The organism is Agrococcus casei LMG 22410 (assembly GCF_900163565.1).
Classification (GTDB): domain Bacteria; phylum Actinomycetota; class Actinomycetes; order Actinomycetales; family Microbacteriaceae; genus Agrococcus; species Agrococcus casei.
The window spans coordinates 22,371-47,858 of the sequence record NZ_FUHU01000028.1 but is presented as its reverse complement, the minus strand read 5'-3'; the positions used below and the strand labels follow the sequence as shown (position 1 = coordinate 47,858).

27 protein-coding genes are annotated in these 25,488 nt (G+C 66.5%); 19 read left to right on the top strand and 8 right to left on the bottom strand.

Features of this window, described 5'->3' with window-relative positions; translation table 11 throughout:
• Positions 1-25: 25 nt before the first annotated feature.
• From nusA to rbfA, 5 genes are all read left to right on the top strand, one after another.
• Positions 26-1,015, top strand: coding sequence for a transcription termination factor NusA (gene nusA, locus CZ674_RS07120; RefSeq protein ID WP_086991834.1), 990 nt, complete (start codon positions 26-28; stop codon positions 1,013-1,015).
• A gap of 215 nt (positions 1,016-1,230) precedes the next feature.
• The gene (locus tag CZ674_RS07115) at positions 1,231-3,243 is read left to right on the top strand and encodes a S9 family peptidase (RefSeq protein ID WP_086991833.1); all 2,013 of its coding nucleotides are present in this window, start codon (positions 1,231-1,233) and stop codon (positions 3,241-3,243) included.
• A 35-nt stretch (positions 3,244-3,278) separates the two neighbouring features.
• A complete protein-coding gene (locus CZ674_RS07110; RefSeq protein WP_086991832.1) occupies positions 3,279-3,554 on the top strand; it encodes a YlxR family protein in 276 nt (91 codons plus the stop codon).
• Positions 3,555-3,633: 79 nt separating this feature from the next.
• Positions 3,634-6,270 carry a translation initiation factor IF-2 gene (gene infB / locus CZ674_RS07105; RefSeq protein ID WP_086991831.1) on the top strand — a complete coding sequence of 879 codons (2,637 nt, stop codon included), beginning with the start codon at positions 3,634-3,636 and terminating at the stop codon, positions 6,268-6,270.
• A 13-nt stretch (positions 6,271-6,283) separates the two neighbouring features.
• A complete protein-coding gene (rbfA, locus tag CZ674_RS07100; RefSeq protein WP_086991830.1) occupies positions 6,284-6,721 on the top strand; it encodes a 30S ribosome-binding factor RbfA in 438 nt (145 codons plus the stop codon).
• A gap of 4 nt (positions 6,722-6,725) precedes the next feature.
• Here the strand turns inward: rbfA and CZ674_RS07095 are convergent, their stop codons facing one another.
• Positions 6,726-8,144 (bottom strand): RNB domain-containing ribonuclease, encoded by a 1,419-nt coding sequence (locus CZ674_RS07095; protein WP_086991829.1) that lies wholly within the window; start codon positions 8,142-8,144, stop codon positions 6,726-6,728.
• A 37-nt stretch (positions 8,145-8,181) separates the two neighbouring features.
• The gene (locus CZ674_RS07090) at positions 8,182-9,054 is read right to left on the bottom strand and encodes an HhH-GPD family protein (RefSeq protein WP_407640219.1); all 873 of its coding nucleotides are present in this window, start codon (positions 9,052-9,054) and stop codon (positions 8,182-8,184) included.
• Between the two features lie 50 nt (positions 9,055-9,104).
• Here CZ674_RS07090 and CZ674_RS07085 point away from each other — a divergent pair, with 50 nt between their 5' ends.
• Complete coding sequence (locus CZ674_RS07085) at positions 9,105-9,791, top strand: nucleoside/nucleotide kinase family protein (protein ID WP_086991828.1); 687 nt, start codon at positions 9,105-9,107, stop codon at positions 9,789-9,791.
• Here CZ674_RS07085 and CZ674_RS07080 read toward each other — a convergent pair.
• On the bottom strand, positions 9,781-10,767 hold the full coding sequence (locus tag CZ674_RS07080; RefSeq protein WP_234988482.1) for a ketopantoate reductase family protein: 987 nt from the start codon (positions 10,765-10,767) through the stop codon (positions 9,781-9,783). The genes CZ674_RS07085 and CZ674_RS07080 overlap by 11 nt on opposite strands.
• A gap of 37 nt (positions 10,768-10,804) precedes the next feature.
• Here CZ674_RS07080 and truB point away from each other — a divergent pair, with 37 nt between their 5' ends.
• The 4 genes from truB to CZ674_RS07060 are packed head-to-tail and all read left to right on the top strand — an operon-like array spanning position 10,805 to position 13,386.
• The gene (gene truB, locus CZ674_RS07075) at positions 10,805-11,668 is read left to right on the top strand and encodes a tRNA pseudouridine(55) synthase TruB (RefSeq protein ID WP_234988481.1); all 864 of its coding nucleotides are present in this window, start codon (positions 10,805-10,807) and stop codon (positions 11,666-11,668) included.
• Between the two features lie 11 nt (positions 11,669-11,679).
• Entirely contained in the window at positions 11,680-12,036 is a 357-nt protein-coding gene (locus CZ674_RS07070; RefSeq protein ID WP_143244672.1) for a hypothetical protein, read from the top strand.
• A 23-nt stretch (positions 12,037-12,059) separates the two neighbouring features.
• A complete protein-coding gene (locus CZ674_RS07065; protein WP_086991825.1) occupies positions 12,060-12,470 on the top strand; it encodes a hypothetical protein in 411 nt (136 codons plus the stop codon).
• The gene (locus CZ674_RS07060; RefSeq protein WP_086991824.1) at positions 12,460-13,386 is read left to right on the top strand and encodes a bifunctional riboflavin kinase/FAD synthetase; all 927 of its coding nucleotides are present in this window, start codon (positions 12,460-12,462) and stop codon (positions 13,384-13,386) included. Before CZ674_RS07065 ends, CZ674_RS07060 begins: the two co-directional genes overlap by 11 nt.
• Here the strand turns inward: CZ674_RS07060 and CZ674_RS07055 are convergent.
• Entirely contained in the window at positions 13,383-14,585 is a 1,203-nt protein-coding gene (locus CZ674_RS07055) for an aminotransferase class I/II-fold pyridoxal phosphate-dependent enzyme (RefSeq protein WP_086991823.1), read from the bottom strand. The two genes, CZ674_RS07060 and CZ674_RS07055, sit on opposite strands and share 4 nt — an antisense overlap.
• Positions 14,586-14,676: 91 nt before the next feature.
• Between CZ674_RS07055 and CZ674_RS07050 the strand changes: the two genes are divergently transcribed.
• On the top strand, positions 14,677-15,822 hold the full coding sequence (locus tag CZ674_RS07050; protein WP_159456924.1) for a S1C family serine protease: 1,146 nt from the start codon (positions 14,677-14,679) through the stop codon (positions 15,820-15,822).
• Here the strand turns inward: CZ674_RS07050 and CZ674_RS07045 are convergent.
• Positions 15,819-16,670, bottom strand: a complete 852-nt coding sequence (locus CZ674_RS07045) for a hypothetical protein (RefSeq protein WP_086991821.1) — start codon at positions 16,668-16,670, stop codon at positions 15,819-15,821. The genes CZ674_RS07050 and CZ674_RS07045 overlap by 4 nt on opposite strands.
• Positions 16,671-16,781: 111 nt before the next feature.
• Here CZ674_RS07045 and CZ674_RS07040 point away from each other — a divergent pair, with 111 nt between their 5' ends.
• Complete coding sequence (locus CZ674_RS07040; RefSeq protein WP_086991820.1) at positions 16,782-17,048, top strand: DUF3039 domain-containing protein; 267 nt, start codon at positions 16,782-16,784, stop codon at positions 17,046-17,048.
• A gap of 21 nt (positions 17,049-17,069) precedes the next feature.
• Here the strand turns inward: CZ674_RS07040 and CZ674_RS07035 are convergent, their stop codons facing one another.
• Positions 17,070-18,374 carry a nicotinate phosphoribosyltransferase gene (locus CZ674_RS07035; RefSeq protein ID WP_268802390.1) on the bottom strand — a complete coding sequence of 435 codons (1,305 nt, stop codon included), beginning with the start codon at positions 18,372-18,374 and terminating at the stop codon, positions 17,070-17,072.
• 36 nt (positions 18,375-18,410) lie between these two features.
• Here CZ674_RS07035 and CZ674_RS14380 point away from each other — a divergent pair, with 36 nt between their 5' ends.
• From CZ674_RS14380 to CZ674_RS14605, 6 genes are all read left to right on the top strand, one after another.
• A complete protein-coding gene (locus tag CZ674_RS14380; protein ID WP_086991894.1) occupies positions 18,411-18,968 on the top strand; it encodes a GNAT family N-acetyltransferase in 558 nt (185 codons plus the stop codon).
• A 10-nt stretch (positions 18,969-18,978) separates the two neighbouring features.
• Complete coding sequence (gene murI, locus CZ674_RS07025; protein ID WP_234988480.1) at positions 18,979-19,821, top strand: glutamate racemase; 843 nt, start codon at positions 18,979-18,981, stop codon at positions 19,819-19,821.
• Positions 19,822-19,829: 8 nt separating this feature from the next.
• Entirely contained in the window at positions 19,830-20,570 is a 741-nt protein-coding gene (gene rph / locus CZ674_RS07020; RefSeq protein WP_086991817.1) for a ribonuclease PH, read from the top strand.
• Entirely contained in the window at positions 20,567-21,142 is a 576-nt protein-coding gene (gene rdgB / locus CZ674_RS07015; RefSeq protein WP_086991893.1) for an RdgB/HAM1 family non-canonical purine NTP pyrophosphatase, read from the top strand. Before rph ends, rdgB begins: the two co-directional genes overlap by 4 nt.
• On the top strand, positions 21,142-21,819 hold the full coding sequence (locus CZ674_RS07010) for a metal-dependent transcriptional regulator (RefSeq protein ID WP_086991816.1): 678 nt from the start codon (positions 21,142-21,144) through the stop codon (positions 21,817-21,819). Before rdgB ends, CZ674_RS07010 begins: the two co-directional genes overlap by 1 nt.
• Positions 21,820-22,027: 208 nt before the next feature.
• Complete coding sequence (locus tag CZ674_RS14605) at positions 22,028-22,324, top strand: helix-turn-helix domain-containing protein (protein ID WP_407640218.1); 297 nt, start codon at positions 22,028-22,030, stop codon at positions 22,322-22,324.
• A gap of 5 nt (positions 22,325-22,329) precedes the next feature.
• Here the strand turns inward: CZ674_RS14605 and CZ674_RS07000 are convergent, their stop codons facing one another.
• Both CZ674_RS07000 and CZ674_RS06995 read right to left on the bottom strand, forming a co-directional pair.
• Complete coding sequence (locus CZ674_RS07000) at positions 22,330-22,671, bottom strand: hypothetical protein (RefSeq protein ID WP_086991814.1); 342 nt, start codon at positions 22,669-22,671, stop codon at positions 22,330-22,332.
• Positions 22,672-22,874: 203 nt separating this feature from the next.
• Positions 22,875-23,858, bottom strand: a complete 984-nt coding sequence (locus CZ674_RS06995) for a C-terminal helicase domain-containing protein (protein WP_143244670.1) — start codon at positions 23,856-23,858, stop codon at positions 22,875-22,877.
• Between the two features lie 36 nt (positions 23,859-23,894).
• On the opposite strand from CZ674_RS06995, the gene CZ674_RS06990 reads away from it, so the two are divergent.
• Positions 23,895-25,460: a recombinase family protein gene (locus CZ674_RS06990; RefSeq protein ID WP_086991813.1), complete on the top strand. Its 1,566-nt coding sequence runs from the start codon at positions 23,895-23,897 to the stop codon at positions 25,458-25,460.
• Positions 25,461-25,488: the final 28 nt, after the last annotated feature.

The window sequence follows — 25,488 nt, the reverse complement described above, 5'->3', positions numbered from 1 at the left end:
TACAGCTGAACAGGAGGAGACCGCCATGGAAATCGACATCAACGCTCTCAAGCTGGTCGAGCGCGAGCGGGAGATTCCTTTCAACGATCTTCTGCAGATCATCGAACAGGCCATTCTGCAGGCCTATCTGCGCTCGAAGGAAGAAGAGGGCGCGCCCGCGTCGCGGCCCAGGGTCGAGATCGACCGCAAGAGCGGCCAGGTGACCCTGCTCGAGCCCGAGCTCGACGAAGAGGGCAACCGCATCGGCGAGCACGAGACCGAGCCCGAGGACTTCACGCGCCTCGCTGCGAGTGTCGCCAAGCAGGTCATCGTGCAGCAGATGCGCGCTCGCAACGACGAGAGCATCCTTGGCGAGTACAAGAACCGCGAGGGCGAGATCGTCGCGGGTGTCGTGCAGCAGGGTGCGAACCCCCGCATGATCCGAATCAAGCTCTCTGACGACTTCGAAGCCGTGCTGCCCCCTGAGGAGCAGGTTCCGGGTGTCGAGTACAAGCACCTCGAGCGTCTTCGCGTCTACATCACCAAGGTCGAGCGCGGACTCCGCGGCCCGCAGGTCACCGTTTCGCGCACGCACCCGGGCCTTGTGCGCAAGCTCTTTGCGCTCGAAGTCCCCGAGCTCGCCGATGGTGTCGTCGAGATCATCGCGATCGCGCGCGAGGCCGGGCACCGCTCGAAGATCGCTGTTCGTGCCAACGACCCCGAAGTCAACGCCAAGGGTGCGTTCATCGGCGAACTCGGATCGCGAGTTCGTGCTGTGCAGGCAGAGCTCGGCGACGAGAAGATCGACATCGTCGACTACTCAGACGACCTGCCGTCGTTTGTCGCCAGTGCGCTGAGCCCGGCGCGAGTGTCTGAGGCATTCGTGCTCGATGCGAAGACGAAGGCAGTCCGGGCGCTCGTGCCTGACTTCCAGCTGTCGCTCGCGATCGGCAAGGAGGGGCAGAATGCCCGTCTGGCGGCAAAACTTACTGGGGCGCGAATCGACATCCAGCCGGATTCAGTCATGAATGACTGAATCGGCCGGATGGCGATTCGCTGCCTTGGAGAGCAACGACCCTGACGGGTCGTTGCCAGGCCGGGATTGCGAGCCTCGAAGCATGTAGGCCGGATTCAGTCATGAATGACTGATTCGTCCATCAGTCGCAGCATCTGAGCCGAGGACCCGAAGTCAGCCGACTTCGGGTCCTTCGCTGTTGCGGCGGTCGGGGCACGACTCTGTAGGCTCGACCCATGACAAACCCCTTCGCAGACCTCAATCAGTTCATTGACATGCCTCGGGTCAATGGGCTCGCGCTTTCTCCCGACGGCTCGAAGCTCGTCGCGACGATTGCGAAGCTGAACGAGAAGCGCACGAAGTGGGTGAACGCCCTCTGGAGTATTCCACTCGACGCTGCAGGGCATCCGCATCGACTCACGCGCGGCGAAGAGGGCGACAGCCTGCTGGGATTCTCTGCCGCGGGCGACATCTTCTTCGCCTCGAAGCGCGACTCGGGCGATGACGCCAAGCCGCAGCTGCACCGGCTGCCCGCTGGAGGAGGCGAGGCGTCTGTCGTGGCCGAGCGCCACGGCGGATTCTCGAATCTTCTCGCGGATCGCGCCGGCAAGCGGGTGCATGTCATCTCGGATGCGGTGGTCGGTGCGACTGACGCAGAGGAAGAGTCAGAGATCATCAAGGCGCGACGCGAGCAGAAGGTGTCTGGGATCCTGCACGAGGGCTTCCCGGTTCGCAGCTGGGATCACGACATTGCGCCCACGCGCCCGCAGATGTTTGTCGCCGACGCAGCGGGGCTCGATGACGACTCACTCGAGTTTGCGCAGCTCACACGCTTCCCGCGTGACGAGGAGCTCGAGAGCTTCAGCATGGATGACTCGGGTGACGTGATCGTCGCAGGCGTCGGCCGTCTCGTCCGAGGAATCACGGGGCAGAGCGTGCTCGTGCGAATCGATCGCACGACGGGGGAGCCGACCGAGATCAAAGCCGATGAAGAGTTCGACTACTACGGGCCAACGGTCTCGCCCGACGGCTCATGCGTCGTCGCCAGCAAGAGCCGCAAGCAGAACGACCAGACTCCGCTCGCGCAGCGTCTGGTGTCCATCGACATCGCTACAGGCGCGGAGACGCTGCTCGGCGGCGATTTCGATGAGTTCCCCGGCGAAGTCGCTTTCTCGCGCGACGGCCAGTGGGTCGTGTCGGCTGTTGACCACGAGGGCTCCGGTGCTGTCGTCGCGTATCCGATCACAGGAGGGGCTCCGAGCCGCCTGAGCGATGAGCGCCTGCACTTCAGCGGCGTGCAGGTGCACCCTGAGTGGCCCGAAGGCGCGTCGAGCAGCATCTATGCACTTGCCGACGCAGTCGACCGGCCTGCGACTCCGGTGGTGCTGAGCGCATCCGGAATGACGACTCGGCTGCCGTCGCCCGTCGCCGAGGTGGATGTGCACGGACGACTTGAAGAGGTGTTCACGACCGCCGAGGACGGCACCGAGCTGCGCTCGTGGCTGTGTCTGCCCGAGGTGGCGAGCGAGGAGGCTCCGGCACCGCTGGCGATGTTCATCCACGGTGGTCCGTGGGGCAGCTGGAACGCCTGGACCTGGCGCTGGAACCCGTGGACGGCGGTTGCCCGCGGCTATGCAGTCCTGCTGCCGGACCCAGCGATCTCGACTGGCTACGGACAGAAGATGATCGACAGGGGCTGGAGCCATCTCGGCGGAGCGCCGTTCGACGACCTGCTGCGCCTGTGCGATGCGGCGGTCGCGCGCAACGACATCGACGAGACGAAGCAGGCTGCTCTCGGCGGCAGCTACGGCGGATACATGGCGAACTGGGTGGCTGGCCACACGGGCGACCGCTTCAAGTGCATCGTCACCCATGCCTCGCTGTACGACAACAGGTCGTTCAGGGCGACGACCGATGCCGGCGATCACTGGAGGTCGCACCTCTCGGATGCGCACAACGAGCTGGCGTCGCCGGATGCGCATGTCGAGCGGATCGTGGCGCCCATGCTGGTGATCCACGGCGACAAGGACTACCGAGTGCCGATCGGCCAGGGGCTCCAGCTGTGGAGCGACCTGCTGCACGCACAGCAGGCGGAACGCGGAGACAATCGCAACAAGTTCCTGTACTTTCCTGACGAGAACCACTGGATCCTCTCGCCGGGCAATTCGAAGCTCTGGTACGAGACGGTGCTCGCCTTCCTCGACCACCATGTGCTCGGCGCTGAGTTCGCGCGGCCTGAGCACGTCTGAGGGGCTCGATTCGACAAGTGCGCTAGACTTGTCTAATCCGTACGTGTCTTGGCTGTCGAAAGCGCGAAGCACCGAGCGAATTGCTGCGCTTGGTTGCGCGTGCTGGTTTCGCGACAGCGGATCAGCGCAGAAGGCTCCCAGGCCGAGGCGCGTGGGTGCATCCGACGGCGGAATGCCTTGCGAAGGCTGAACCCAGGCTTCGCAGAGCGCTGAAGTCAGATGCTCTCGACACCTCGCACCTGCGGGAATACGCGGAACTCGATTCAACCGAATCGCAGAACGAAGGAATGAAACACACCATGGACAACTAATGAGCGGCTCGAAATGAGACCCCTTAGCAAGTAATCGTCCGTGACCCCTGCCCGGTGTCGCGGACCGGACAGGAGAAAAGTGGCTAACCCACGCGTTCACGAAATCGCGTCTGAGCTCGGAGTAGAGAGCAAAGTCGCACTAGAGAAGCTGAAGGAGATGGGGGAGTTCGTCAAGAGCCCCGCGTCGTCCGTCGCTCCTCCGGTCGCACGTCGACTGAAGAAGAAGCTCATCGAAGACGGAGCTGTGCCCACAGAGGCAAAGTCCGAGCCCGCGGCCAAGAAGCCCGCTGGCGCACCCAAGCCTGGCGCAGCTGCGCCGACACCCGGCCCGAAGCCCGGCGCCGGCCCCCGTGCTCCCAAGGAAGAGGCTGCCAAGCCTGCTGCGGCCCCCGCGCCTGCTGAAGCGGCTCCCAAGAAGCCCGCTGACAAGCCCGCTGAGAAGGCGGCCGACAAGCCTGCGGCCGCACCGAGCGATGCCCCCAAGCCGAGCGCGATCCCGCGTCCGATGGCACGCCCCGGTCAGCCTCGTCCCGGCAACAACCCGTTTGCCTCGCGTCAGGGAATGGGCCGTGCCCGTCCCGGCGGCGCACCCCAGCGTGACGGTGAGCGCCGTGGCGGTCGTCCCGGCCAGCCCGGCGGCGCTCCTCGCCCCGGTGCACCCCGACCCGGAGCTCCTCGCCCCGGATCGCCCCGTCCCGGTGCTCCCACGACACCCGGAGCCGCGCCCGGTCGCGGCGCCCCCGGACGCGGCGGACCCGCATTCGCCGGTCGCGGCGGACGCGGACGCGGCGGCACTGCCGGTGCATTCGGAAAGGGCGGCGGCAAGGCCCGCTCGCGCAAGTCGAAGCGCACGAAGCGTCTTGAATTCGAGATGCGCGAAGCGCCGACAATCGGCGGCGTCAGGGTTCCCCGCGGCGACGGCTCGACCAAGGTGCGCATGCGCCGTGGCTCGACCCTCGCTGACTTCGCTGAGAAGATCGGCGGCAGCCCTGCTGACCTCGTGACGATCCTCTTCCACCTGGGCGAGATGGCGACTGCGACGCAGTCGCTCGACGAGACCACGTTCGAGCTGCTCGCAGACGAACTCGGCTACAAGCTCGACCTCGTCAGCCCTGAAGAAGAAGACAAGGAGCTGCTCGAGACGTTCGACATCGACCTCGACGAGGAAGACGACGAAGAAGACCTCGAGTACCGCTCGCCCGTCATCACCGTCATGGGTCACGTCGACCACGGCAAGACTCGACTGCTCGACGCGATCCGCAGCGGCAACGTCGGAGCCGGTGAAGCAGGCGGCATCACCCAGCACATCGGTGCTTACCAGGTGGTGCAGGAGCACGAGGGCGAAGACCGTTCGCTCACGTTCATCGACACCCCGGGTCACGAGGCGTTCACCGCCATGCGTGCTCGCGGTGCGCTGGTCACCGACGTCGCCATCATCGTGGTGGCAGCAGACGACGGCATCATGCCCCAGACGATCGAGGCGCTCAACCACGCGAAGGCGGCAGATGTGCCGATCGTGGTCGCAGTGAACAAGATCGACAAGGAAGGCGCGAACCCCGCAAAGGTCCGCCAGCAGATGACCGAGTACGAAGTCGTCACCGAGGAGTACGGCGGCGACACGATGTTCGTCGACGTCTCGGCTCGCACGGGCGAGGGCGTTGCTGCGCTGCTCGAGGCTGTGCTGCTGACTGCAGACGCCGGTCTCGACCTGCGTGCCAACCCGAACCGCGAGGTTCGAGGCATTGCGATCGAGGCGAAGCTCGACAAGGGCCGCGGCTCTGTTGCAACCGTCCTGGTCCAGTCGGGAACCCTCCGTGTCGGCGATGCGATTGTCGCAGGAACGGCATACGGACGCGTTCGCGCCATGATCAACGACGCAGGAGAGCGCGTCGAAGAGGCTGGCCCGTCGACGCCGGTGCAGGTGCAGGGACTCTCGTCCGTGCCCCGCGCAGGCGACGTGTTCCTCCAGACCGAAGACGACCGCACGGCCCGTCAGATCGCTGAGAAGCGTGAGGCACTCGAGCGCAACGCAATGCTGGCGAAGGCCCGCAAGCGCCTCTCGCTCGAGGACTTCAAGACCGCTCTCGACGAGGGCAAGGTCGAGACGCTCAACCTCATCATCAAGGGTGACGTCTCGGGTGCCGTCGAGGCGCTCGAGGAGTCGCTGCTCAAGATCGAGGTCGACGACTCCGTCGACCTGCGCATCATCCACCGCGGTGTGGGTGCTGTGACCGAGAGCGACGTCAACCTCGCAACCGTCGACAACGCTGTTGTGATCGGATTCAACGTTCGCCCCGACACGAAGGCACGTGAGCGTGCTCAGCGTGAGGGCATCGACATCCGCTTCTACAACGTCATCTACGGCGCAATCGACGACATCGAGAACTCGCTCAAGGGCATGCTCAAGCCCGAGTACGAAGAGGTCCAGTCGGGTGTGGCAGAGGTGCGCGAAGTGTTCCGCTCTTCGAAGTGGGGCAACATCGCCGGTGCCATCGTTCGCTCGGGAACCATCACGAGAAACGCGAAGGCCCGCATCATCCGCGACGGCATCGTGCTGGCCGATGGCCTCGCCATCGAGTCGCTGCGCCGCTTCAAGGACGACGTCACCGAGGTCAAGACTGACTTCGAGTGCGGCATCGGCCTTGGCAAGTACAACGACATCCAGCTCGGCGACGAGATCGAGACCACTGAAATGGTCGAGAAGCCTCGCGACTGAGGCAGGAGGACCCATGAAGGAGAACCCACGCGCGCGGAAGATCGCCGACCGGATCAGACAGATCACGGTTGACGCCCTCCGCAACGAGGTCAAAGACCCGCGGCTCGGATTCGTGACGATCACGGATGTCCGGGTCACGGGCGACCTCCAGAACGCAACCGTCTTCTACACGGTGCTTGGCAGCCAAGAGGAGATCACCGATTCCGGTGTGGCACTCGAGAGCGCCAAGGGTCTCATTCGCCGAGAGCTCGGACGCGGACTCTCACTGCGGCTCACGCCGTCAGTGGAGTTCGTGCTCGACGGGCTTCCCGAGAACGCGGCTTCGATCGAGCACCTGCTCGACGAGGCCCGTCACCGGGACGCCCAGACAGCCTCGGCTGCCTCGTCGGCTGCATATGCAGGCGAAGAGGACCCATACCGCAAGCCCGATGAAGAGGGCGAAGAAGACTAGCGAGCTATTCGGCCGCGAACTCGAGTGATCGTGTCTGCAGGTCGGCTTTCACAAGCCTGACCGTGACGCGTTCGCCGGGGTTCGCGGCCGTTTCGCATGTCACTTCGGTGGTCGGGTCGACCAGCTGCAGCCGCGCATCTTTCTCTCTCTGCTGGATGACGACCGCTTCGAACTGTTCGCCCTCGCGACCTGCCAGCACGGCGATCTCGACGAGGTCGACGGATGCGCGCTCGAGTGCAGAGGCTCGCTGTCCTGTCGACTGCATGATCTCGGGCAGCCCATCGAGGCCGGCGGAGGCCCACTCAGGCACGGGCTCTCCGGCAGAGATGGCGAGGCAGTGACCGAGCACGTACCGGTCGACGAGACGCCGAAGCGGTGCGGTCGCGTGAGCGTAGGGTGCGCCGATCGCAGCCTGGATGACCTCTTCTGGCTTCTGCGAGCCGTCGAGCACCGTGTAGCCGGCGCCGCGGAAGAGTCGTCGCGCGCTCTGCAGCAGGGCCATCGAGCGAGGCGTGTCGCGTTCGGCGCTGCGAAGGAACTCTCCGTAGGTGGCGCCCTCTGGCCATTCAAAGCCCAGTGCCGCGGCCTCGGCGCGAAACTGCTGCACGTCGTCAGCAGGGGGAGCAGGCATGGTGCGCAGGATGCCCTTGCCGACCGAGAGCATGAGGTCTGCTGCGGCCATGCCGGTCATGAGCGAGATCTGCGCATTCCACTGTTCTGCTGGAAGCAGCACGCGACGCTCGATGCTGTAGCGCCCATCCGCTTCTACGACCTGCTCCTCGGGCATGTCGAGGCTGGCGCCGCCTCGCTCCTGCTCGAGAGCGATGCGCAGCTCGCCGATGGTCTGCAGCAGCGCGAGCGACTCGTCGGCAGAGCCGTCGTCGATGCGCTGCTGAGCGGTCTCGTACGTGAGCTGCTCGCGGCTGCGAATGCTCGCGCGCGTGAGCGCAGTCTCGGTGACCTCGCCGCGTGCGTTCAGTGTGAACTGCCACACCAGGGCGCTGCGCAGCTGCTCGGGGAGCAGGCTCGCTGCGTCTTCGCTGATGGACGCGGGATGCAGCGGAATGCGACCGTCGGCTGCGTAGAGCGTCTGGCCGCGTTCGCGAGCCTCGGTGTCGAGGGCGCCGCCCGGCTCGACGAATGCTGGCACATCCGCGATTGCATAGCGGACGACGAAGCCGTCGCCTGGGCGCTCGAAGTGCAGCGCCTGGTCGAGATCCGTCGAGCCCTCTGGATCGATGGTCACGAACGGCACGTCAGTCATGTCGGCGTCTGCGGTCGGAGGATCGGCCTGCAGCCGCTCAGCCTCAGCAAGGGCCTCTGCCGGAAACTCCTCCGGCAGCTCGAGCTCTTCTCGAACATCGCGCAGCGACCGCTGCAGTGCGTTGTCGAGCCTGGTCAGCGTCTGCTTGCGTGCTGGCATGATGCGAGCATATCGCTCGAAATCGTCAGCGCACGGGTCAGTGGGGCAGGCGCAGCGAATCTCCTTCGCGCACAGCGAGGCCGTCGCCCACAAGGCTTTCGACCGCTCGCGCACGCTGGTCGTCGTCGGGCCACTCGAGTGCGATGTCCGAGAGCGGAACAGGCATGTCGGATGCGCGAAGCGCCTTCATGACGCGCCCTCGGGCCTGTCGGTCGCTGCCGGCGAATTTCGCCTGACGAGCGGCTCGCCTGCCTTCGTACGGCGGGCTTCCGGCTGCGATCCATGCGCACTGGCTGCGGATCGGGCACTCGTCGCACTGCGGAGCCCGTGCTGTGCAGACGAGTGCTCCGAGCTCCATGAGCGCGATCGACACGATCGCTGCGTCGTGCGAGTCTCTCGGCAGCAGCGCCTCCACTTCGTGCAGGTCTCGCTTGGCAGCGGGAGCCGCTTCGCCCTGGCCGCGCACCGCTCTTGCGATGACGCGGCGCACATTCGTGTCGACGACCGGGTGGCGGTCGCCGAAATGGAACACGGCCACGGCGCGCGCGGTGTACTCGCCGACACCGGGCAGCGCGAGCAGCGAGTCGACGTGGCGGGGGACGATGCCGCCGTGACGCTCCACGATCGCGACGGCGGTCTCCTGCAGCCTCAGCGCTCGCCTCGGGTAGCCCAGCGACCCCCACTGGCGAAGCACCTCGTGGGTGGGGGCATCGGCGAGATCGCGAGGCGTCGGCCAGCGCTCGAGCCATCGGACGATCTCGACCGCCACCCTCGACGCCTGGGTCTGCTGCAGCATCACTTCGCTGACGAGGGTGCCCCATGCGTCCAACGACGGCTGGCGCCAGGGCAGGTCGCGTGCGTGGCTTCTGTACCAGGGGGTGAGCGCGGCATGCAGAGATTCAGAGGTCAGCACGCCTCCAGCCTAGGCAGAACTTCTGAACTGAGAACTAGACTTGCGGCATGGACGACTACTCGCTGCTCATGCGCGCCGCCGACTGGAACACCACCCAGAAGTCCGTCTACACAGAGATCGCTGAGCGCATCCTGCGCGGCAACTCCCGCGGCCGGCGCATGATCGCCCTCGACGGCCGCCCCGGTGTCGGCAAGTCGCTGCTGGCCATCGAGCTGCGAGTCGCACTCGCCCGGGCGGGCGCCACGTCGTTCGTCGCGTCGATGTCGGACTTCAAGAACGAGCGGGCCGTCCGCGAGCGGCAGGGGCGCGACTCCGCGACCGGCTACTACGACGACACCTACAACCTCTCAGAGCTGAAGCGCAACCTCATCGAGCCCTTCCTGCTCGGCGGCTCGACCGCCTTCGTGCTCGACGCCTACGACGCTCATGCCGAGCAGTTCGTTGAGCCCGATTGGACCACGACCGGCCCCGACGCGATTCTGCTGGTCGAGGGCGAGTTCCTGGCGAGGCCAGCGCTGTCGCGGCTGTGGCACGGCTTCATCCGCGTCGAAGCGGCGGATGCGGTGCGAGGGTCGCGCATGGCGAAGCGAGACGGCGCCCACCCGATCGTGACGCATCCGTCGCATGCCCAGCGCGAACAGGCGAACGCGCATTACGAGTCGATCTGCGACCCGGTGTCGCGAGCAGACATCGTCTTCGACAACTCCGACTGGGAGTCACCCGTCATTCGCTGACAGCGCTGCGGAACTCGGCAGGAGTGAGCGCAGGTCGCCCCTGTTCGCGCTCGTGCACGAGCCGAGTCACCGCTGCATTCACAGGCGCTGCGATCGATGCCGACCGGCCCGCTTCTACGACGGCGCCGTTCAGGATGTCGACTTCTGTCAGGCGCCCGCGTGCGAGGCTCTGCTGCGTCGAACCGAGGTTCGGCACGTCGCCCATAGTGCGAGCCATGCGCTTCGGCACCTGCTCTGACGCCCAGTAGGGCGCTCGCGCGAGCATGCGGATGATGTTCGGGGTGAGGCCCTGGAGCGGTTCGAAGCGCACGCCGCTTGCGAGTCCGATGCGTGCGGCCTCGCGCATCGAAGCGGTGATCACACGGCGCACATCCGCGTCGGCGACCGACTGCTGCACGCTGAGGCCGACCACTGCGGGGGGAGCGTTGACCATGTTGATGACGAGCTTGGTCCACTGGGCGCCGACGAGATTCTCGATCTCGGTCACATCGGGAACCGCGGGCGACAGCAGCTGGGCGAAGCGTGCTCGCTCGGCACCCCCGATGAAGAGGCGGCCCGACGCGGTCACGTTCACCAGGCCCGGCTCGAGCGAGTTGGCGGCCGTTGTGGATATTCCTGCCGCCACGCGATCGTGTCCGACGAGCCTCGCGACGCGGCCGTGCGCATCCAGCCCGTTCTGCACGACGAGCACGGGCACTCGCCGAGCGACAGGATTCGCGTCGAGGGCCTCAGCGGTGTCGCTGGCCTTCGTCGTGAGGATGACGAGATCGGGCGGCGAGCTTTCGGGGAGTGCAGCTGCGGCCTCGACCCGGGCGACGTGCTCACCGGTGCTGCCCATGAGCCTGAGGCCTTCTGCCTGCATCGCGGCCAGGCTGTCGCCGCGAGCAGTGACCGAGACCCGCAAGCCGCCGCGATCCAGCAGCGCGGCAAGCTGACCGCCGATCGCGCCGGCACCGATGACTCCCACATGCAGCACAGCACTCAGCCTACGCCGACTGGAGTACGCTCGATGGGTGCCGAATGGAATCCTTCTCGTCGACAAGCCAGCTGGCGTCACCAGCCACACCGTGGTCTCGATGGCCCGCCGAGCGCTCGGCACGAAGAAGGTCGGCCACGCAGGCACCCTTGACCCGATGGCCACCGGACTCCTCGTGCTCGGCGTCGGCGCCTCGACGCGGCTGCTGACCTTCATCGTCGGCGCTGACAAGACGTATGAGGCGACGATCGCGCTCGGTGCGACGACGGTGACCGATGACGCAGAGGGCGATGTGACAGCCTCAGCGGACGCATCGCACATCGAATTCGAGGCGGTGCAGGCGGCCGCGGCGCGACTGACAGGCGACATCGAGCAGGTGCCCTCGAGCGTCAGCGCCATCAAGGTTGACGGGGTTCGTTCGTACACCCGCGTTCGCGAAGGCGAGCAGGTCGAGCTGAAGGCGCGGCCCGTGACCGTCTCGAGGTTCGACCTCGACGGGTTCGCCCCGGGCGAGAGGGCCAGCGTCGACGCCGTCGTCGACTGCACGAGCGGCACCTACATCAGAGCCCTGGCACGCGACATGGGCGAGAGCCTCGACGTCGGCGGGCACCTCACGGCCCTTCGCCGCACGCGCGTCGGGCGCTTCTCGATCGACGACGCCGTCGGCGCAGACTCGATCGATGCCGAGTCGCTGATGGACGCTGCGACCGCCGCCGCGCTCGTGATGCCGACGCTCGAGCTCACCGACGAAGAGGCAGAGCACCTGAAGCACGGTCGCCGGTTCGCGACAGAGGCGGATGGGCTGGTCGCGGCGGTGCACGAGGGTCGACTGGTCGGGGTGGCCAGGGGGCAGCATGGGCGGCTCGTGCCCGTCGCCAACATGCCAGAGGCCGACGGCTGATGATCGCGTGGATGATGCTCGCGCAGGCGGCGCTGCTCGGTTTGCTCGGGGCAGGCGTCACGGTCGCGGGCATCGCGAAAGTGCGCATGAACGACTGGATCCTGGGAGCCGCAGCGATCGCGACCCTCACGCTTGTGGTGCAGATCGTGGCTTCGATCATCGCTCCCTTCACAGGCTCCGGCCCTACAGGCGACCCGTTCGAGTACTGGGTGTACCTCGTCATGGCTGTGCTGATTCCTCCCGCTGTCGCGCTCTGGGCGCTGATCGACAAGGGGCGCTGGGGAGTGGTCGCGCTCGGCGTCGCCCTCATGAGCGTCGGCGTGATGGTCTACCGCATGCACCAGATCTGGTTCGTGCAGGTCTTCTGACCTGCGGGAGTAGAATCGTCAGGATGTCTCAATCAGCGCGCTCGAACGGCTTCGGCCGCGTCCTCGTCGTCGTGTACGGCGTCCTGGCGATCGCTGCGACAGGTCGTTCGCTCGTGCAGATCGTGCGCGACTTCGACGCAGCTCCGCTGGCGTACTCGCTGAGTGCGGCAGCCGCGCTCGTGTACATCCTTGCCACGGTCGCGCTGCTCAAGCGGGGAGCGGGCTGGCGCCGGGTCGCGGTCGCGACCATCGGCTTCGAGCTCGTCGGCGTGCTCGCAGTGGGTGTGCTGTCGCTGACGGCGCCCGAGCTGTTCGGGCACCCGAGCGTCTGGAGCTGGTTCGGCATGGGCTACGGCTTCATTCCCCTGATTCTGCCGATTGTCGGCCTGTGGTGGGTCCTGCGAGGAAGCGAACGGAACAACAATGCGCATTGACGAGATTCAGAGCGACTGCGACACCGCGGTCACGATCGGCAAGTTCGACGGGGTGCACACAGGGCACACGCGAATCATGAGCGACCTGTCGGCAGCGGCCGCCGAGCAGCAGCTCGAGACCGTGGCGATCACCTTCGACAGAAATCCGCTCGAGCTGATCAGACCCGACCTCGCTCCGCGTGCGCTCACCTCGAGCTCGCAGCGCGAAGAGCTGCTCAAGGAGTCGGGCGTCGACCGAGTCATCGTGCTCGAGTTCAACCGAGAGCTCATGGCGACCGAGCCGGATGCGTTCATCGCGGCGATCTTCGAGCGCCTTCGGGCGAAGCTCGTCATGGTCGGCCCTGACTTCACGTTCGGCAAGGGCGGCCGAGGCAACGCGACCACTCTCATGCAGGCGGCGCCCGGCTACGGCGCCGAGGTGCGTGTGATCGACGACATCTGCGTGCGCGACGGCCGCAGGATCTCATCGACCTGGATCCGGGATGCGCTCACGCTCGGCCGCGTCGAAGACGCCGCGATCATGCTCGGCAGGCTGCCGTCTGTCAGGGGCATTGTGGTTCGCGGCGCACAGCGCGGGCGCGAGCTCGGATTCCCGACCGCGAACCTCGAGACCAACCCGCAGGGATTCGTTCCGGCAGACGGCGTGTACGCAGCATGGGCGACGGTCGGGGGAGTCCGCTACCCGTCAGCGGTCTCGGTCGGCAACAACCCCACGTTCGGCGGCGAGATCGAGCGTGTCGTCGAGGCGCACCTGATCGATGCCGACGTCGACTGCTACGACCAGCTCATGACCGTCGAGTTCGTGTCGTTCCTGCGCACGATGCACCGCTTCGGCTCGGGCGAAGAGCTGATCGAGCAGATGCACCGTGACATCGGTGACGCGCGCGAGATGCTGCTCGCGCATCCGTCTTCTTAAGACTGAGCTGCGCGAGCGGCGAACTCCTGCAGTCGCTTTGACGCTTCTGCGATCGTCTCGTCGCGCTTGCAGAAGGCAAACCGCATGATCGATCGCAGATCGTCGCGCCCGGGCCTCGCGAACGGAGAGACGGGCACAGCAGCGACCCCAGCCTCGCGCGGGAGGGCGTAGGCGAGTTCTGTCGCGCTGGCATGACCGAGCGGCGCCACGTCAGCGAGCGCGAAGTAGCCGCTCTCGGGAGTGAACACGCGCATGCCCGTTGCCTCGAGCCCTTCGACGAGACGGTCTCTCTTGGCGGTGAACTGGGCTCGCAGCGTGTCGAAGAACGCGTCTGACAGCCCGAGGCCGAGTGCGATCGCCGGCTGCAGCGGAACACTGCCGACGAACGACATGTACTGCTTGACCGCAGTGATCTCGCTGATGCGCCGGGGAGTCGAGACCGCCCATCCGACCTTCCAGCCCGTGACCGAGAACGTCTTGCCGCCCGATGAGATCGCGATCGAGAGGTCGGGGTCGAGGCCGAGGGCCGCGATCGGAACATGACGCGGGCCGAAGGTGAGGTGCTCATAGACCTCGTCTGAGATGACCAGGATGCCGTGCCTGTTGGCGATCTCGGCGATCGCGCGCAGCCGCTCGGGGGTGAACACCGCGCCGGTGGGGTTGTGCGGCGAATTCAGCACGATCGCCTTCGTGCGGGGTGTGATGGCCCGCTCGAGATCTGCCGGGTCGGGCTGGAAGTCGCCGACCTGCAGCGCGACGGGCACGAGCTTCGCGCCCGCGAGTGCGGCGACCGCAGCGTACTCGTCGTAGTACGGCTCGAATGCGATGACCTCATCCCCGGTGTCGCAGTATGCGAGCAGCGCCGCAGAGATCGCCTCGGTTGCTCCGACCGTGATCAGCACTTCGTCGCGAGCGTGCTCGAGGCCGTAGTGCCGTCGACGCTGATCGCGCACGGCGTCGATGAGGATCGGGTTGCCGCGACCGGGTCCGTACTGGTTGACGCCGTCGGCAATCGCCTGCCGTGCGGCCTCGAGAATCTCAGGCGGCCCGTCGAAGTCAGGGAATCCCTGGCCGAGGTTGACGGCGCCGGTCTCTGCGGCGATCGCCGTCATCTCTGCGAACACGGTGGGCCGCAGCGCGCCGTCGTCGCCAGCGAGCTGCGCGGCCCGTGCGGTCTTCAGCCATGGCAGGTCATTCATGCGACCAGCCTAGAGGTGGGCGTGGCGAACACGTCTGTCAGTCATGGCAAGCGCATGGATGACGCATAGCCGACGAGCGCACCATGGAGGCATGGAGTCGCCACGTGAATCAGTCGTCAACCCTCTCGCAGAGCAGCTGAGCGCCCGAGCGGCTGCCCGGCCGAAGTCGAGCACGAAGGTGACGATCGCGTGGGTCGCGGCGCTGTCAGTTGCGGGCGGCACGGTGCTCGGAGGCGTGGCCGGCGGCCAGGCGGCAACGCTGATTGCACAGGAGCAGCAGGATGCGCGTCCGAGCGTGCAAGACACATCGACGCTGCAGGTGAGCAGCACGGCAGCAGTGGCGAAGGCTGCGGCGCAGTCGGTCGTGACTGTCTCGGTGACCACGGAGCAGGCCTCCGGAACAGGAAGCGGCGTCGTCGTGGCCGAGGGCGGGTACATCGTCACGAACAACCACGTGGTCTCACTCGACGGTCAGGGCCGAGGCGCCCGCATCACCGTCGAGACCGCTGACGGCCAGCTGCTGCAGGCAGAGCTCGTGGGAACCGACCCTGCTGTCGACCTCGCAGTGCTCAAGGTCGACGCCGATCTTCCGGCAGTAGCCTTTGCCGACAGCGCACCGTCGGTCGGCGACGAGGCCGTCGCGATCGGCTCGCCCCTCGGGCTGAGCAACACCGTGACCGACGGCATCATCTCGGCAACGGGCCGCGGCATCCAGCTCTCGAGCGAGGTGACGGTGCCGGTCATGCAGACCGATGCCCCCATCAACCCGGGCAACTCCGGCGGCGCTCTGCTGAACGGCAGCGGCGAACTGGTGGGCATCAACGTCGCCATCGCCGACGCCAGCCCGTCCCAGAGCGGCGCGCAGGAGGGAGCGAGCGGCTCGATCGGCATCGGCTTCGCAATCGAGGGCGATCTCGTCCAGCGGGTCGCGAACGAGATCATCGAGCACGGCGAAGCGTCTCACGGTCTGCTCGGTGCGACCGTCACAGACCAGACGGATGCGCGGGCAGGCGTGGTGGGAGCCACCCTGCACGAGACGACCGAGTCAGGGGCTGCGGCTGAGGCCGGCCTGCGGTCAGGCGATGTCATCACTGCCGTCGACGGCACCTCCGTGACCGGCGCCGCTGACCTGACTGCGCGCATCCGCTCGTACGCCGCAGGCGAAGAGGTCGCCGTGACGCTCATGCGCGACGGCGAGGAGCTCGAGCTGACGGTGCAGCTGGGCGAGATGCCCTAGTCTTCGGACTCCGGCTCGTCGAATGAACGCTGCTTGTTCTTGCGAACGATGCCGGTGAGCCCGCGCTCTTTCGTGGCCGAGCCGATCTGCTTCTTCAGATCGCGCTGCAGCTGCTTCTGACGTTTGCGGTCAGCGCGGTCGGAGGGCCGCGGGTCGAGCTCGGTGGTGAAGTACATCGGCGCCGGACCGAATGCACCGCGTGCGTTCGCGATGATCTGACGCCCGAGCACGTGGTTGCCAACTCCGCCCACGACGGCACCGATGCCGAACGGGATCGCCCTGCCGATCCAGCCCTTCGCGGCGTTCTGCGTGACGCGGCGGATGAACGCGTTGCGCAGGTACTCGAGCAGCTGCTGCGTCACGCCGGGAGGCATCGAGTTGGTGATCAGATCGCCCCAGAAGGCTTCGTTCGTGGGGCCTGAGCCCATGCTCTGCGCGGCGACTCGCCTGACGAGCGACGTTCCGGCTTCACCGAGCAGGAGCGTCATGACCAGGGCCTTGGCGCGCTTCTCGTCGACCAGCGCTGTTCCATGGATCTCGGTGTAGGCCTGGGCGAAGAAGGCGCTCGCCTCGAGGAATCCGAGGGTCTCTGCGGCAGAGACGCCGAGCGATGACACCGTGCCGAGGCCCGGAATGGCAGCCGTGGCGCCGACGGCGGCGCCTCCTGTCGAGACAGCAGCGAGAAACTGCTTCTCGATTCGGCTGAGCATCTGCTCGGGAGTCATGTGCGGCTGCTTGCGTCGCAGCGAGCGCAGGTGGGCTACGACGAGCGGACGCTGCGTGTCGAGAATCGTGTCAAGCACGCGCATGATCGTGTTCGAGGCCTCGATGGGCTGCTGTTCGGCCATGGATGTCTCCTCTCGTTGCCGCGCCAGCGTATGCGCTGCGCAGAAGCTCATGGTACGGCAGGAGTGTCGCATCGCCTCGCAGTGTTCGCCCAGGGGTGAGACAATGGATGCATGGGAACAGACCTCGACTCTCCGGCCGGCGGCACAGATGTCATGGATCGCGAGCTCGAGAAGCTCCTCAACGAGGAGCAGCTCGAAGACGGCGACCACGACCGCTTCTCGCACTATGTGAAGAAGGACCGCATCCTCAAGTCAGCCATGTCAGGAAAGCCCGTCAGGGCTCTCTGCGGCAAGAAGTGGACGCCGGGGCGCGACCCCGAGAAGTTTCCGATCTGCCCGGAGTGCAAGAAGATCTACGAGTCGATGAAAGACGAGTAGGCGACGCCCCGATTCGGCGGCCTACCTGAAGACGGTGGGAATCGCCGGGTCGCCCGGACGCAGCCTGTGAGCGACGATCGGCAGCTCGGCGACAGCGTTCTTCCTGTGCTCGCGCGCCTTCGCGACGCCCGCTGCACCGCGGTACTCGTCGGCGATGGCGCCGCCGCGCACGAGGTCGACCTGCAGTCCGCGGCCGCGTGACGCGTCGGCTGCGTCGTCCTTCGTCGGGTCACCCATGAAGATCGTCTCTTCGACGGCGACGCCGTCTTCGAGTGTTCGGACGGCGAGCTTCTCGCCTCCGTGGCTCGCCTTGTTCTCGCTCGCCTTGGCGACCGACTTCCAGCCCTCGTCGCCTTCGCGTGCGACCAGCTTGTAGACCATGCCCGAAGCCGGGGTGCCCGAACCGGTGACGACGCTCGTGCCGACGCCGTAGGCGTCGACGGGTGAGGCGGCGAGACCTGCGATCGCGTGCTCGTCGAGGTCGCTCGTGACCGTGATGAGGGTGTTCTTCGCCCCCAGCGCGTCGAGCTGCTCTCGGGTGCGGGCGGCCATGATCGGCAGGTCGCCTGAGTCGAGGCGCACGCCGCCGAGCTCTGTTCCGGCGACCTTCACTGCCAGGTCGACGCCGCGGGCCGTGTCATAGGTGTCGACCAGCAGGGTGGTGCCGACTCCGAGCGCATCGATCTGGGCTCTGAATGCATCCTCTTCGCTGTCGTGCAGCAGCGTGAAGGAGTGGGCGGCAGTGCCCATGGTCGGAATGCCCCAGCGGATGCCCGCTTCGAGATTCGAGGTGTTCGTGAATCCCGCGATGTATGCGGCACGTGCGGCGGCAACGGCCGACTCCTCGCCCGTTCGCCGCGAGCCCATCTCTGCGACCGGGCGAGTGCCGGCGGCAGTGACCATGCGGCTGGCGGCCGTTGCGACGGCAGAGTCGTAGTTGAGGATCGAGAGGATGACGGTCTCGAGCACGACGCACTCGGCGAACGTGCCCTCCACAGTGAGCAGGGGAGAGCCGGGAAAGTACGGCTCGCCCTCGGCATAGCCGCGGATGCGGCCGGTGAATTTGTAGTCGGCGAGATAGTCGAGAGCCTCAGGTGAGACGACATTGCCCTCGCGCAGGAACTTCAGCTGTGCATCGGTGAAGCTGAACTGCTCGATGCGGTCGAGCAGCCGCCCCGTTCCGGCCACGACGCCGTAGCGCCTGCCGCCGGAGAGCCGTCTGCCGAATGCCTCGAACACGCTGGGGCGAAAAGCGGTGCCGGCCTGCATGGCGGCGTCGATCATCGTCAGCTCGTAGCGGTCTGTCATCAGTGCGCTGGAATTCACAAGCCCAGGGTACCGCCGCCTCGTATCATTGGAGGAATGGAGACAATCGATGCGGCTCAGGCTGTGATCCGCGAGCCCGCTGCGACAGATGCCGAGCGATGGGACGAGTTCATCGTCGCCGAACAGGCTGCGGTGTACCGCGGAGTCGTTCCAGACGACTTCGCCGAGCGGCAGCGAGCGCAGCGAGACCGGGCCGCGCGCACGGCCGCATTCGCGCATCCGTCGACGACTGTGCGACTGATCGCCGAGATCGACGGCGAGCTCGTCGGCGCCGTCGAGGCCTGTGATGCTCCAGCGGCATGGGAGCGGTCGCTCGGCCTTGCCGATGATGCGCCCGCCGATCGCGAGCTGGGCCGCCTGTATGTGTCTGAGCGTGCACGGGGCACTGGCCTCGCGGCGAAGCTGATGGACGCAGCGCTCGGAGCGGATGACGCATACCTCTGGATCATCGACGGCAACGAGCGCGCGAAGCGCTTCTACGCACGGCGCGGATTCGTCGACTACGGCGAGTCGGTTGCGGCCGGCCCGTCATGGGGAGGCGTATCGATGCGCCGCATGGTTCGTCGTGCGGGCGACGCAGCCCAGTCGAACTAGGCTTGTCAGCGTGCAGCAACCCATCGGCATCTTCGACAGCGGACTCGGCGGACTCACAGTCGCCCGCTCTGTCATCGACCAGCTTCCTGACGAGTCCGTCACGTACATCGGCGACACGGCGCACACGCCCTACGGGCCGCGCGAGCAGGCCGAGGTGCGACGGCTGAGCCTGCAGGTGATGGATGCGCTGGTCGCGCAGAACGTGAAGATGCTGGTGATCGCGTGCAACACGGCGACTGCGGCGACACTCGACATCGCCCGGCAGCGGTACGAGGTCGGGCTCGGGATTCCCGTGGTCGAAGTCATCTCGCCGGCGGTTCGCGCAGCAACAGCGGGGTCGACGACCGGACGGATCGGCGTAGTCGGCACCGAGGGCACGATCGGCTCCGGCGCGTATCAGCGGGCGTTCGCTGCCGAGGGCTTTGACATCACCGCAGTCGCGGCTCCGCGCTTCGTCGAGTTTGTCGAGGCGGGCGAGACGACGGGCGAGACCGTGCTGGCCGCAGCTCGCGAATACCTCCGGCCGCTGCAGGAAGCCGACATCGACACGCTCGTGCTCGGCTGCACGCACTATCCGCTGCTCGCAGGTGCCATCGGCTATGTGATGGGCCCGGGCGTGCGGCTCGTCTCGAGCGCTGACGAGACGGCCGCCGACGTGTACCGCATCCTTGCAGACCGCAGCATTCTGGCCGAGGGCCCCGCCAGCTATCGCTTCGAGGCGACGACCGACGAGCAGGCGCCGTTTCTGAGACTCGCACGACGCTTCCTCGGCCCCGAGGTCAGCCGCGTCGAGCACACGACAACAGCCGCGATCACCCTGCCGACTCTGGCAGAGGCATCGCCCAAGGAATGAGAGAGAGCATGACCGAGAACCAGAAGCCCCGCCCCGACGGACGCGCAGCAGACGAGCTTCGCGAGATCGTGATCGAGCCGGGCTGGTCGAAGCAGGCTGAGGGCAGCGCCCTGATCTCGTTCGGCGGCACGAAGGTGCTGTGCACGGCAAGCGTCATGCCCAAGGTTCCGCGCTGGCTCATGGGCAGCGGCAAGGGCTGGGTCACCGCCGAGTACTCGATGCTGCCCAGGTCGACCAACGAGCGCATGGACCGCGAGAGCGTCAAGGGGCGCATCGGCGGTCGCACGCACGAGATCTCTCGCCTCATCGGCCGCTCGCTGCGCGCCGTCGTCGACCTCAAGGCGCTCGGCGAGATCTCGATCACGGTCGACTGCGACGTGCTGCAGGCCGACGGCGGCACCCGCACCGCATCGATCACGGGCGCCTACGTCGCGCTGGTGCAGGCCATCGAATGGGCCAAGGAGCAGAAGCGGATTCCCGCAAGCGCCAAGCCGCTCATCGACTCGGTCGCAGCGGTTTCAGTCGGCATCGTCGGCGGCCAGCCCGTGCTCGACCTGCCCTACGTCGAGGACTCCGCAGCCGACACCGACATGAACGTGGTCGTCACCGGTCGCGGACTGTTCGTCGAGGTGCAGGGAACAGCCGAGGAGGCGCCCTTCGACAAGCGCGAGCTCGACCAGCTACTCGAGCTGGCAGTCGGCGGATGCGCGACCCTGTCGCAGAAGCAGAGCGAGGCGCTCTCGGCATGAGAGTCGTCGTCGCAACCCACAACGCGCACAAGGTCGAGGAGCTCGGGCGCATCCTGAGCCCGCTGCTGCCCGGCATCGAGCTGGTGAAGTACGACGGCCCAGATGCCGATGAGACGGGCGACACGTTTGCCGCGAACGCGCTGATCAAGGCGCGGGAGGCAGCGCAGCACACGGGCCTGCCCGCACTCGCCGACGACTCGGGGATCGCCGTCGACGCGCTGGAAGGCGCTCCGGGCATCCGCTCTGCTCGCTACGCAGGCACCCGCGAAGACGCTGACAACAACGCGCTGCTGCTCGAGAACCTCAAGGGCGTCGAAGACCGCGCCGCGCAGTTCATGTGCGCCGCGGCGTTCGTCGACGGCGAGTTCGAGGCTGTCGAGCTGGGCGTTTGGCCGGGATGCGTGCTGACTGAGGCCAGGGGAGCGGGCGGCTTCGGCTACGACCCGCTGTTTCAGCCCGACGGAGAGACGCGTGCCTCGGCTGAGCTCTCGGCTGCCGAGAAGGACGCCCTCAGCCACCGGCGGCGCGCATTCGAGCAGCTCGCACAGGTCATCAGGTCGCGATCACTGTGATGGAGTGGATTCCGGGGCGCGGATCAGCAGCCGGCGAAGACTATGTGAAGGTCATCTACGCCCACACAGAGTGGCAGGACGAGCCGATCACGCCCTCGCAGCTGGCCGCGAAGCTGCAGCTCGCCGCGTCGAGCGTGACCGAGATGGTGAAGAAGCTCGCCTCTGCCGGCCTCGTCGACCACAAGCCGTACGGCGCTGTCGAACTGACCGAGAAGGGCCGCACACTCGCGCTGCAGCTGCTGCGGCGACACCGGCTGATCGAGACGTGGCTCGTCGTGCAGCAGGGATTCCAGTGGGATGAAGTGCACGAAGAGGCTGACGTGCTCGAGCACGCCATGAGCGACCGACTCGTCGAGTCGATCGCCGCGTCGCTCGGTCACCCGACCCGTGATCCGCACGGCGATCCGATTCCCACGGCCGACGGCGTCATCGTGGCGCAGGAGGGCGTGCGCGTGCTCGATGCTGCAGTGGGCACCACCGGCACCGTGACGCGCATCTCGGACTCGGATGGCGAGCTGCTGCGGTTTCTCGCCAATGAGGGCATCGAGCCCGACGTCGAGGTGCGGGTGCTCGAGCGCGCGAAGTACTCGGGCACAGTGCGCATCGGAACCCCGTCGGGCGAGACGCACCTGGGGGCCGATGCCGCAGCGGCTGTCTACCTGACGCCGCCTGCCTGAGGCCCCAGAACCGGTCTCTCAGTGCCCCAACCGGGAGAAAACTGTATCCTCGTTCGTCACCTTGAAATCGTTGATTTCACGCGGATCTTCCGAAGGTCAGGGCGTGTCGGCTTCCAGTCTAGCTGTGCCTCGAAGTGATGTTCGTGGGCCGGTGGTGACGCCGATTGAGACGGCTGGAACCCCGGTCGCCCCCGAGACGTTGCAGGCGATGGTCGCGGCGTACGAGTCCAGGGCATCGCTGATCTCGATCGCACGTGAGCATCGTTTGGGTAAGGAAACGGTGCGGGATCTACTCGTGGATGCTGGTGTCAGGATCCGCCGTCAGGGGTTGGACGATGAGCAGGTTACGCACGCGGTTCGCGGTTATGAGTCGGGGCTGACGACGCGTGAGATCGCGCGAGAGCTCGGTGTGGGGCACTCGATGGTGTGGCGGGCGTTGAAGCGGGCCGGTGTTGAGTCGCGTCCAAATGCCCGCCGGGCGGGCCGAAAGCTTGGGCGGGGGTGACCGGTCTATGGGCGGGCCGGCCTCAGAACCTGACGTGCTGCTCGCGCCTCGCGGAGCCGTGCGCGGGCGAGGAGGACGAGGCTCCACGGCCCGAAGAGGAGGAACTTCAGGCCGTTCCACAGTGCCCAGAAGAAGGCCAGGTAGAGCCATTCGCTCCAGCCCTGCTCGATGAGCTCGGTGCAGGTCGCGGCGATCAGGATGTAGACGACGCCGAGGAGCATCGCCGGGACACCCCACTTCAGTCCGGTCCTGGAGCGGAGCCGGTCGAGGAGGATGTTGGTGGGCATCCAGCGGCGCAGGAAGATGCGGGTGTGGGTGCTGGCGTTCCAGAGCCGGTTCAGGAGCATGGTGTGGGCCTCACTTTCGCACGCAGGACTATTGCGGTGTGGCGGGTCCTGAGTGGTTGAGTGCCCGAGACGCTTCTCGAACGGTCTGCGTTGCTCCTGAACGATGTCCCGGGGCTCGGCGTGTGGTTGCTCCTGCCACCACCAGGATACCGACGCCCCTGCAGCAAAGGAAGAGCAATCCCTTGCCGGGCGATCGGTGGTGCTCACAGGGTGCGGCCGCTACGTCGCTGCTGTGCCCCGGATGCTACGTCCTGCGGGTCTGGCTGGTGGTTCGTGAGGAGCCCGCGGGCGCGTTCGTAGTCGACACGTTGTGCGTCATCATTGGGGACGGGGCCGAGGGGGCTGGTGGAGGTGATGCCCCACCGGTCCCGATACGCGGCCACCGCTCGAACCGCCGTCAGTCGTGCTTCGGGGTCCATGCCGTCGAGGGTTCTCATCCAAGGCTCGGGTCGTTCGATGGCCGTGGTGGTGAGGGCGTCGAGGCGTTGCTGCATGAGCTGCTCTCGCTCCTGGAGCGCCTGCTGCATGGCCGGGTCGGTGATGCCCGTCGCACGCGGGACGAGGCCGGCGATCAGCGACACCCGACGTGCTGAGGGTTGGTAGGTGGCGGCGACCTTCTGGATGCGGTAGCGCAGGAGCGATCCGAGATCCTCCACCCCGTCGATGCTTCCGGCGAGGGTGATGCGTGGGAGGAGGTCGTTGATGTCGTGTCCGTCTGCTTCGAGGCGGCGGAGATCGGTGGTGAGGATCCCGAACGACTCCGTCTCGACCAGGTCGTCGATCGCCTCGGGGGTAAGGCCTCCGTGTTCGAGGAGCGTGACCCACCGGTCCAGCTGCGCTTCCTGCGCGATGGTGTCGTACTCGGCAGCCAGCTGGGCCAGCGACCCCCACATGTCCTGCTCCGCCGTAGTGGTCTCGTGTGCGGACTGCTCCGCCCCGACATGCTGCAGAATCCCGTAGAGGATGCTCCGCGCGGTCATCTGCAGGTCGTCACGGTGCTGGTGCTCTTCGAGGTGATGCTGATCGGTGGCGATATAGGCACGGTTCGACTCCCGCCCTCGGGTCATCGCGACATAAAGGGACTCGCGGGTCATCTCGGGCGAGTGCACGATCGCGTGCGCGGTATCGACAGTGGAGCCCTGCGCACGGTGCGCCGTGATCGCGTAGCCGAGGTTCTGTAAACGCACCTACCTCTCACACGAGTAGGAAGGTGGGGCCGAGAGATGGGCCACAACGAGCAGAAACAGAGCACGGATGCGTTGCAGGCGGTGGTGTACGTCAGAATCAGCGACGACCCAGAGGGCAGCGAACGGGGCGTAGATCGGCAGGAAGCCGACTGTCGTGCCTATGCAGAAGCCCACGGGTGGGAAGTCGCAGCGGTGTTTCGTGAGAATGACACGTCGGCGTTCAAGCAGCGCACGATCACGCTCCCGTCGGGTGAGCGGGTGCGGCGGGTGATCCGCCCGCAGTTTCGCACCATGTTGAAACACCTCACCGACGGGCACGCGCAGGTGATGGTCGCCTACGACTTGGATCGCGCGGTGCGCGACCCGCGCGATTTGGAAGACCTCATTGATGCGAAGGTGCTGGGCGGGTTCACCGTGCGTTCCGTGACAGGCTCGCTCCGGCTGGACACGGACTCTGATGTGGCGATGGCCAGGGTGCTGGTGGCGATGGCGAACAAGTCGTCCGCTGACACCGCCCGACGTGTGGCGAGGGCGGCGAAGCAGCAGGCCATCGAAGGTGCCTGGCACGGCGGCAGGGTGCCATTCGGATACCGGGCAGAGGCAGGCGCGCTCGTGATCGATCCCGTGACCGGGCCGCTGGTGGTCGAGGCGTACCAGCGGGTGCTGGCCGGTGAATCCCTGTATCGCATTCGCAAGGACTGGAACGCACAAGGCATCCTCACCACTCACGGGTGTGCGTGGTCGGATCGGACACTCAAGATGGTGCTCTACAACCCCTCCAACAAGGGAGTGCGCGAGTACCGGCCTGTGATGCCGGACGGAAGTCGCGCGAAGACGTCGAAGATGCAAGTGCAGGCGGCGTGGCCCGCGATTGTGGATGAGGACACCTGGCAGCAAGTCTCCGATGTCCTTGACGCACGCAAGAAAGCCAGGAACTTTCACCAACCCGGTACGGGTGCGGCGGTGCGGATGTACCCGTTCTCGGGGCTAATTCGCTGCTCACTGTGCGGAACGTCGATGATTCACCGGGGCGGCGTGTACCAGTGCTTACAGCCGACCCCGGGCGGGTGCACCCGTTCGATTCGCTCTGCTGAAATGGCCAAGCTCGTCGAGGAAGCGGTGCTGGCGACGTTCGAGCAGATCACCCTCCACCCCAAGGTGCGCCGAACCTCTGGCAGTGACCTTGCGGCACGGGTTGGGCTCGCGGCGACGCTCGACCAAGATCGGGAGCGTCTGGCGCGGCTCGATGATGACTATTATGACGGGCTGATTGACAAAGCCATGTGGGTGCGGCAACGCGCACGGATCGCGGAACGGATCGAAGCCACCCGCCGCGAGTACACCGCGACCGCACCCGAGCACTCCGGGTTGAATATTGATGTCAGCACGGTCGCTGCTGAGTGGGAAGGGCGTACCCCAATGTGGCAGTACCAGGCGGCGAGTCTGATCTTGCAAGCGGTATTGGTGCACGCTCACCCCGCTGACATGATGACAGCTGTGCCTAAGCGCCGCAACGAGAGCACCGAGGCGTTCCATGTGCGCCGCGATGCGCACCGGGCGGCAGTGCTCGCGCGCCGGGTCGAATTCGTCTGGCGCGCGTAACCCCGGCGATTCGTGACCGGCCCCGCAG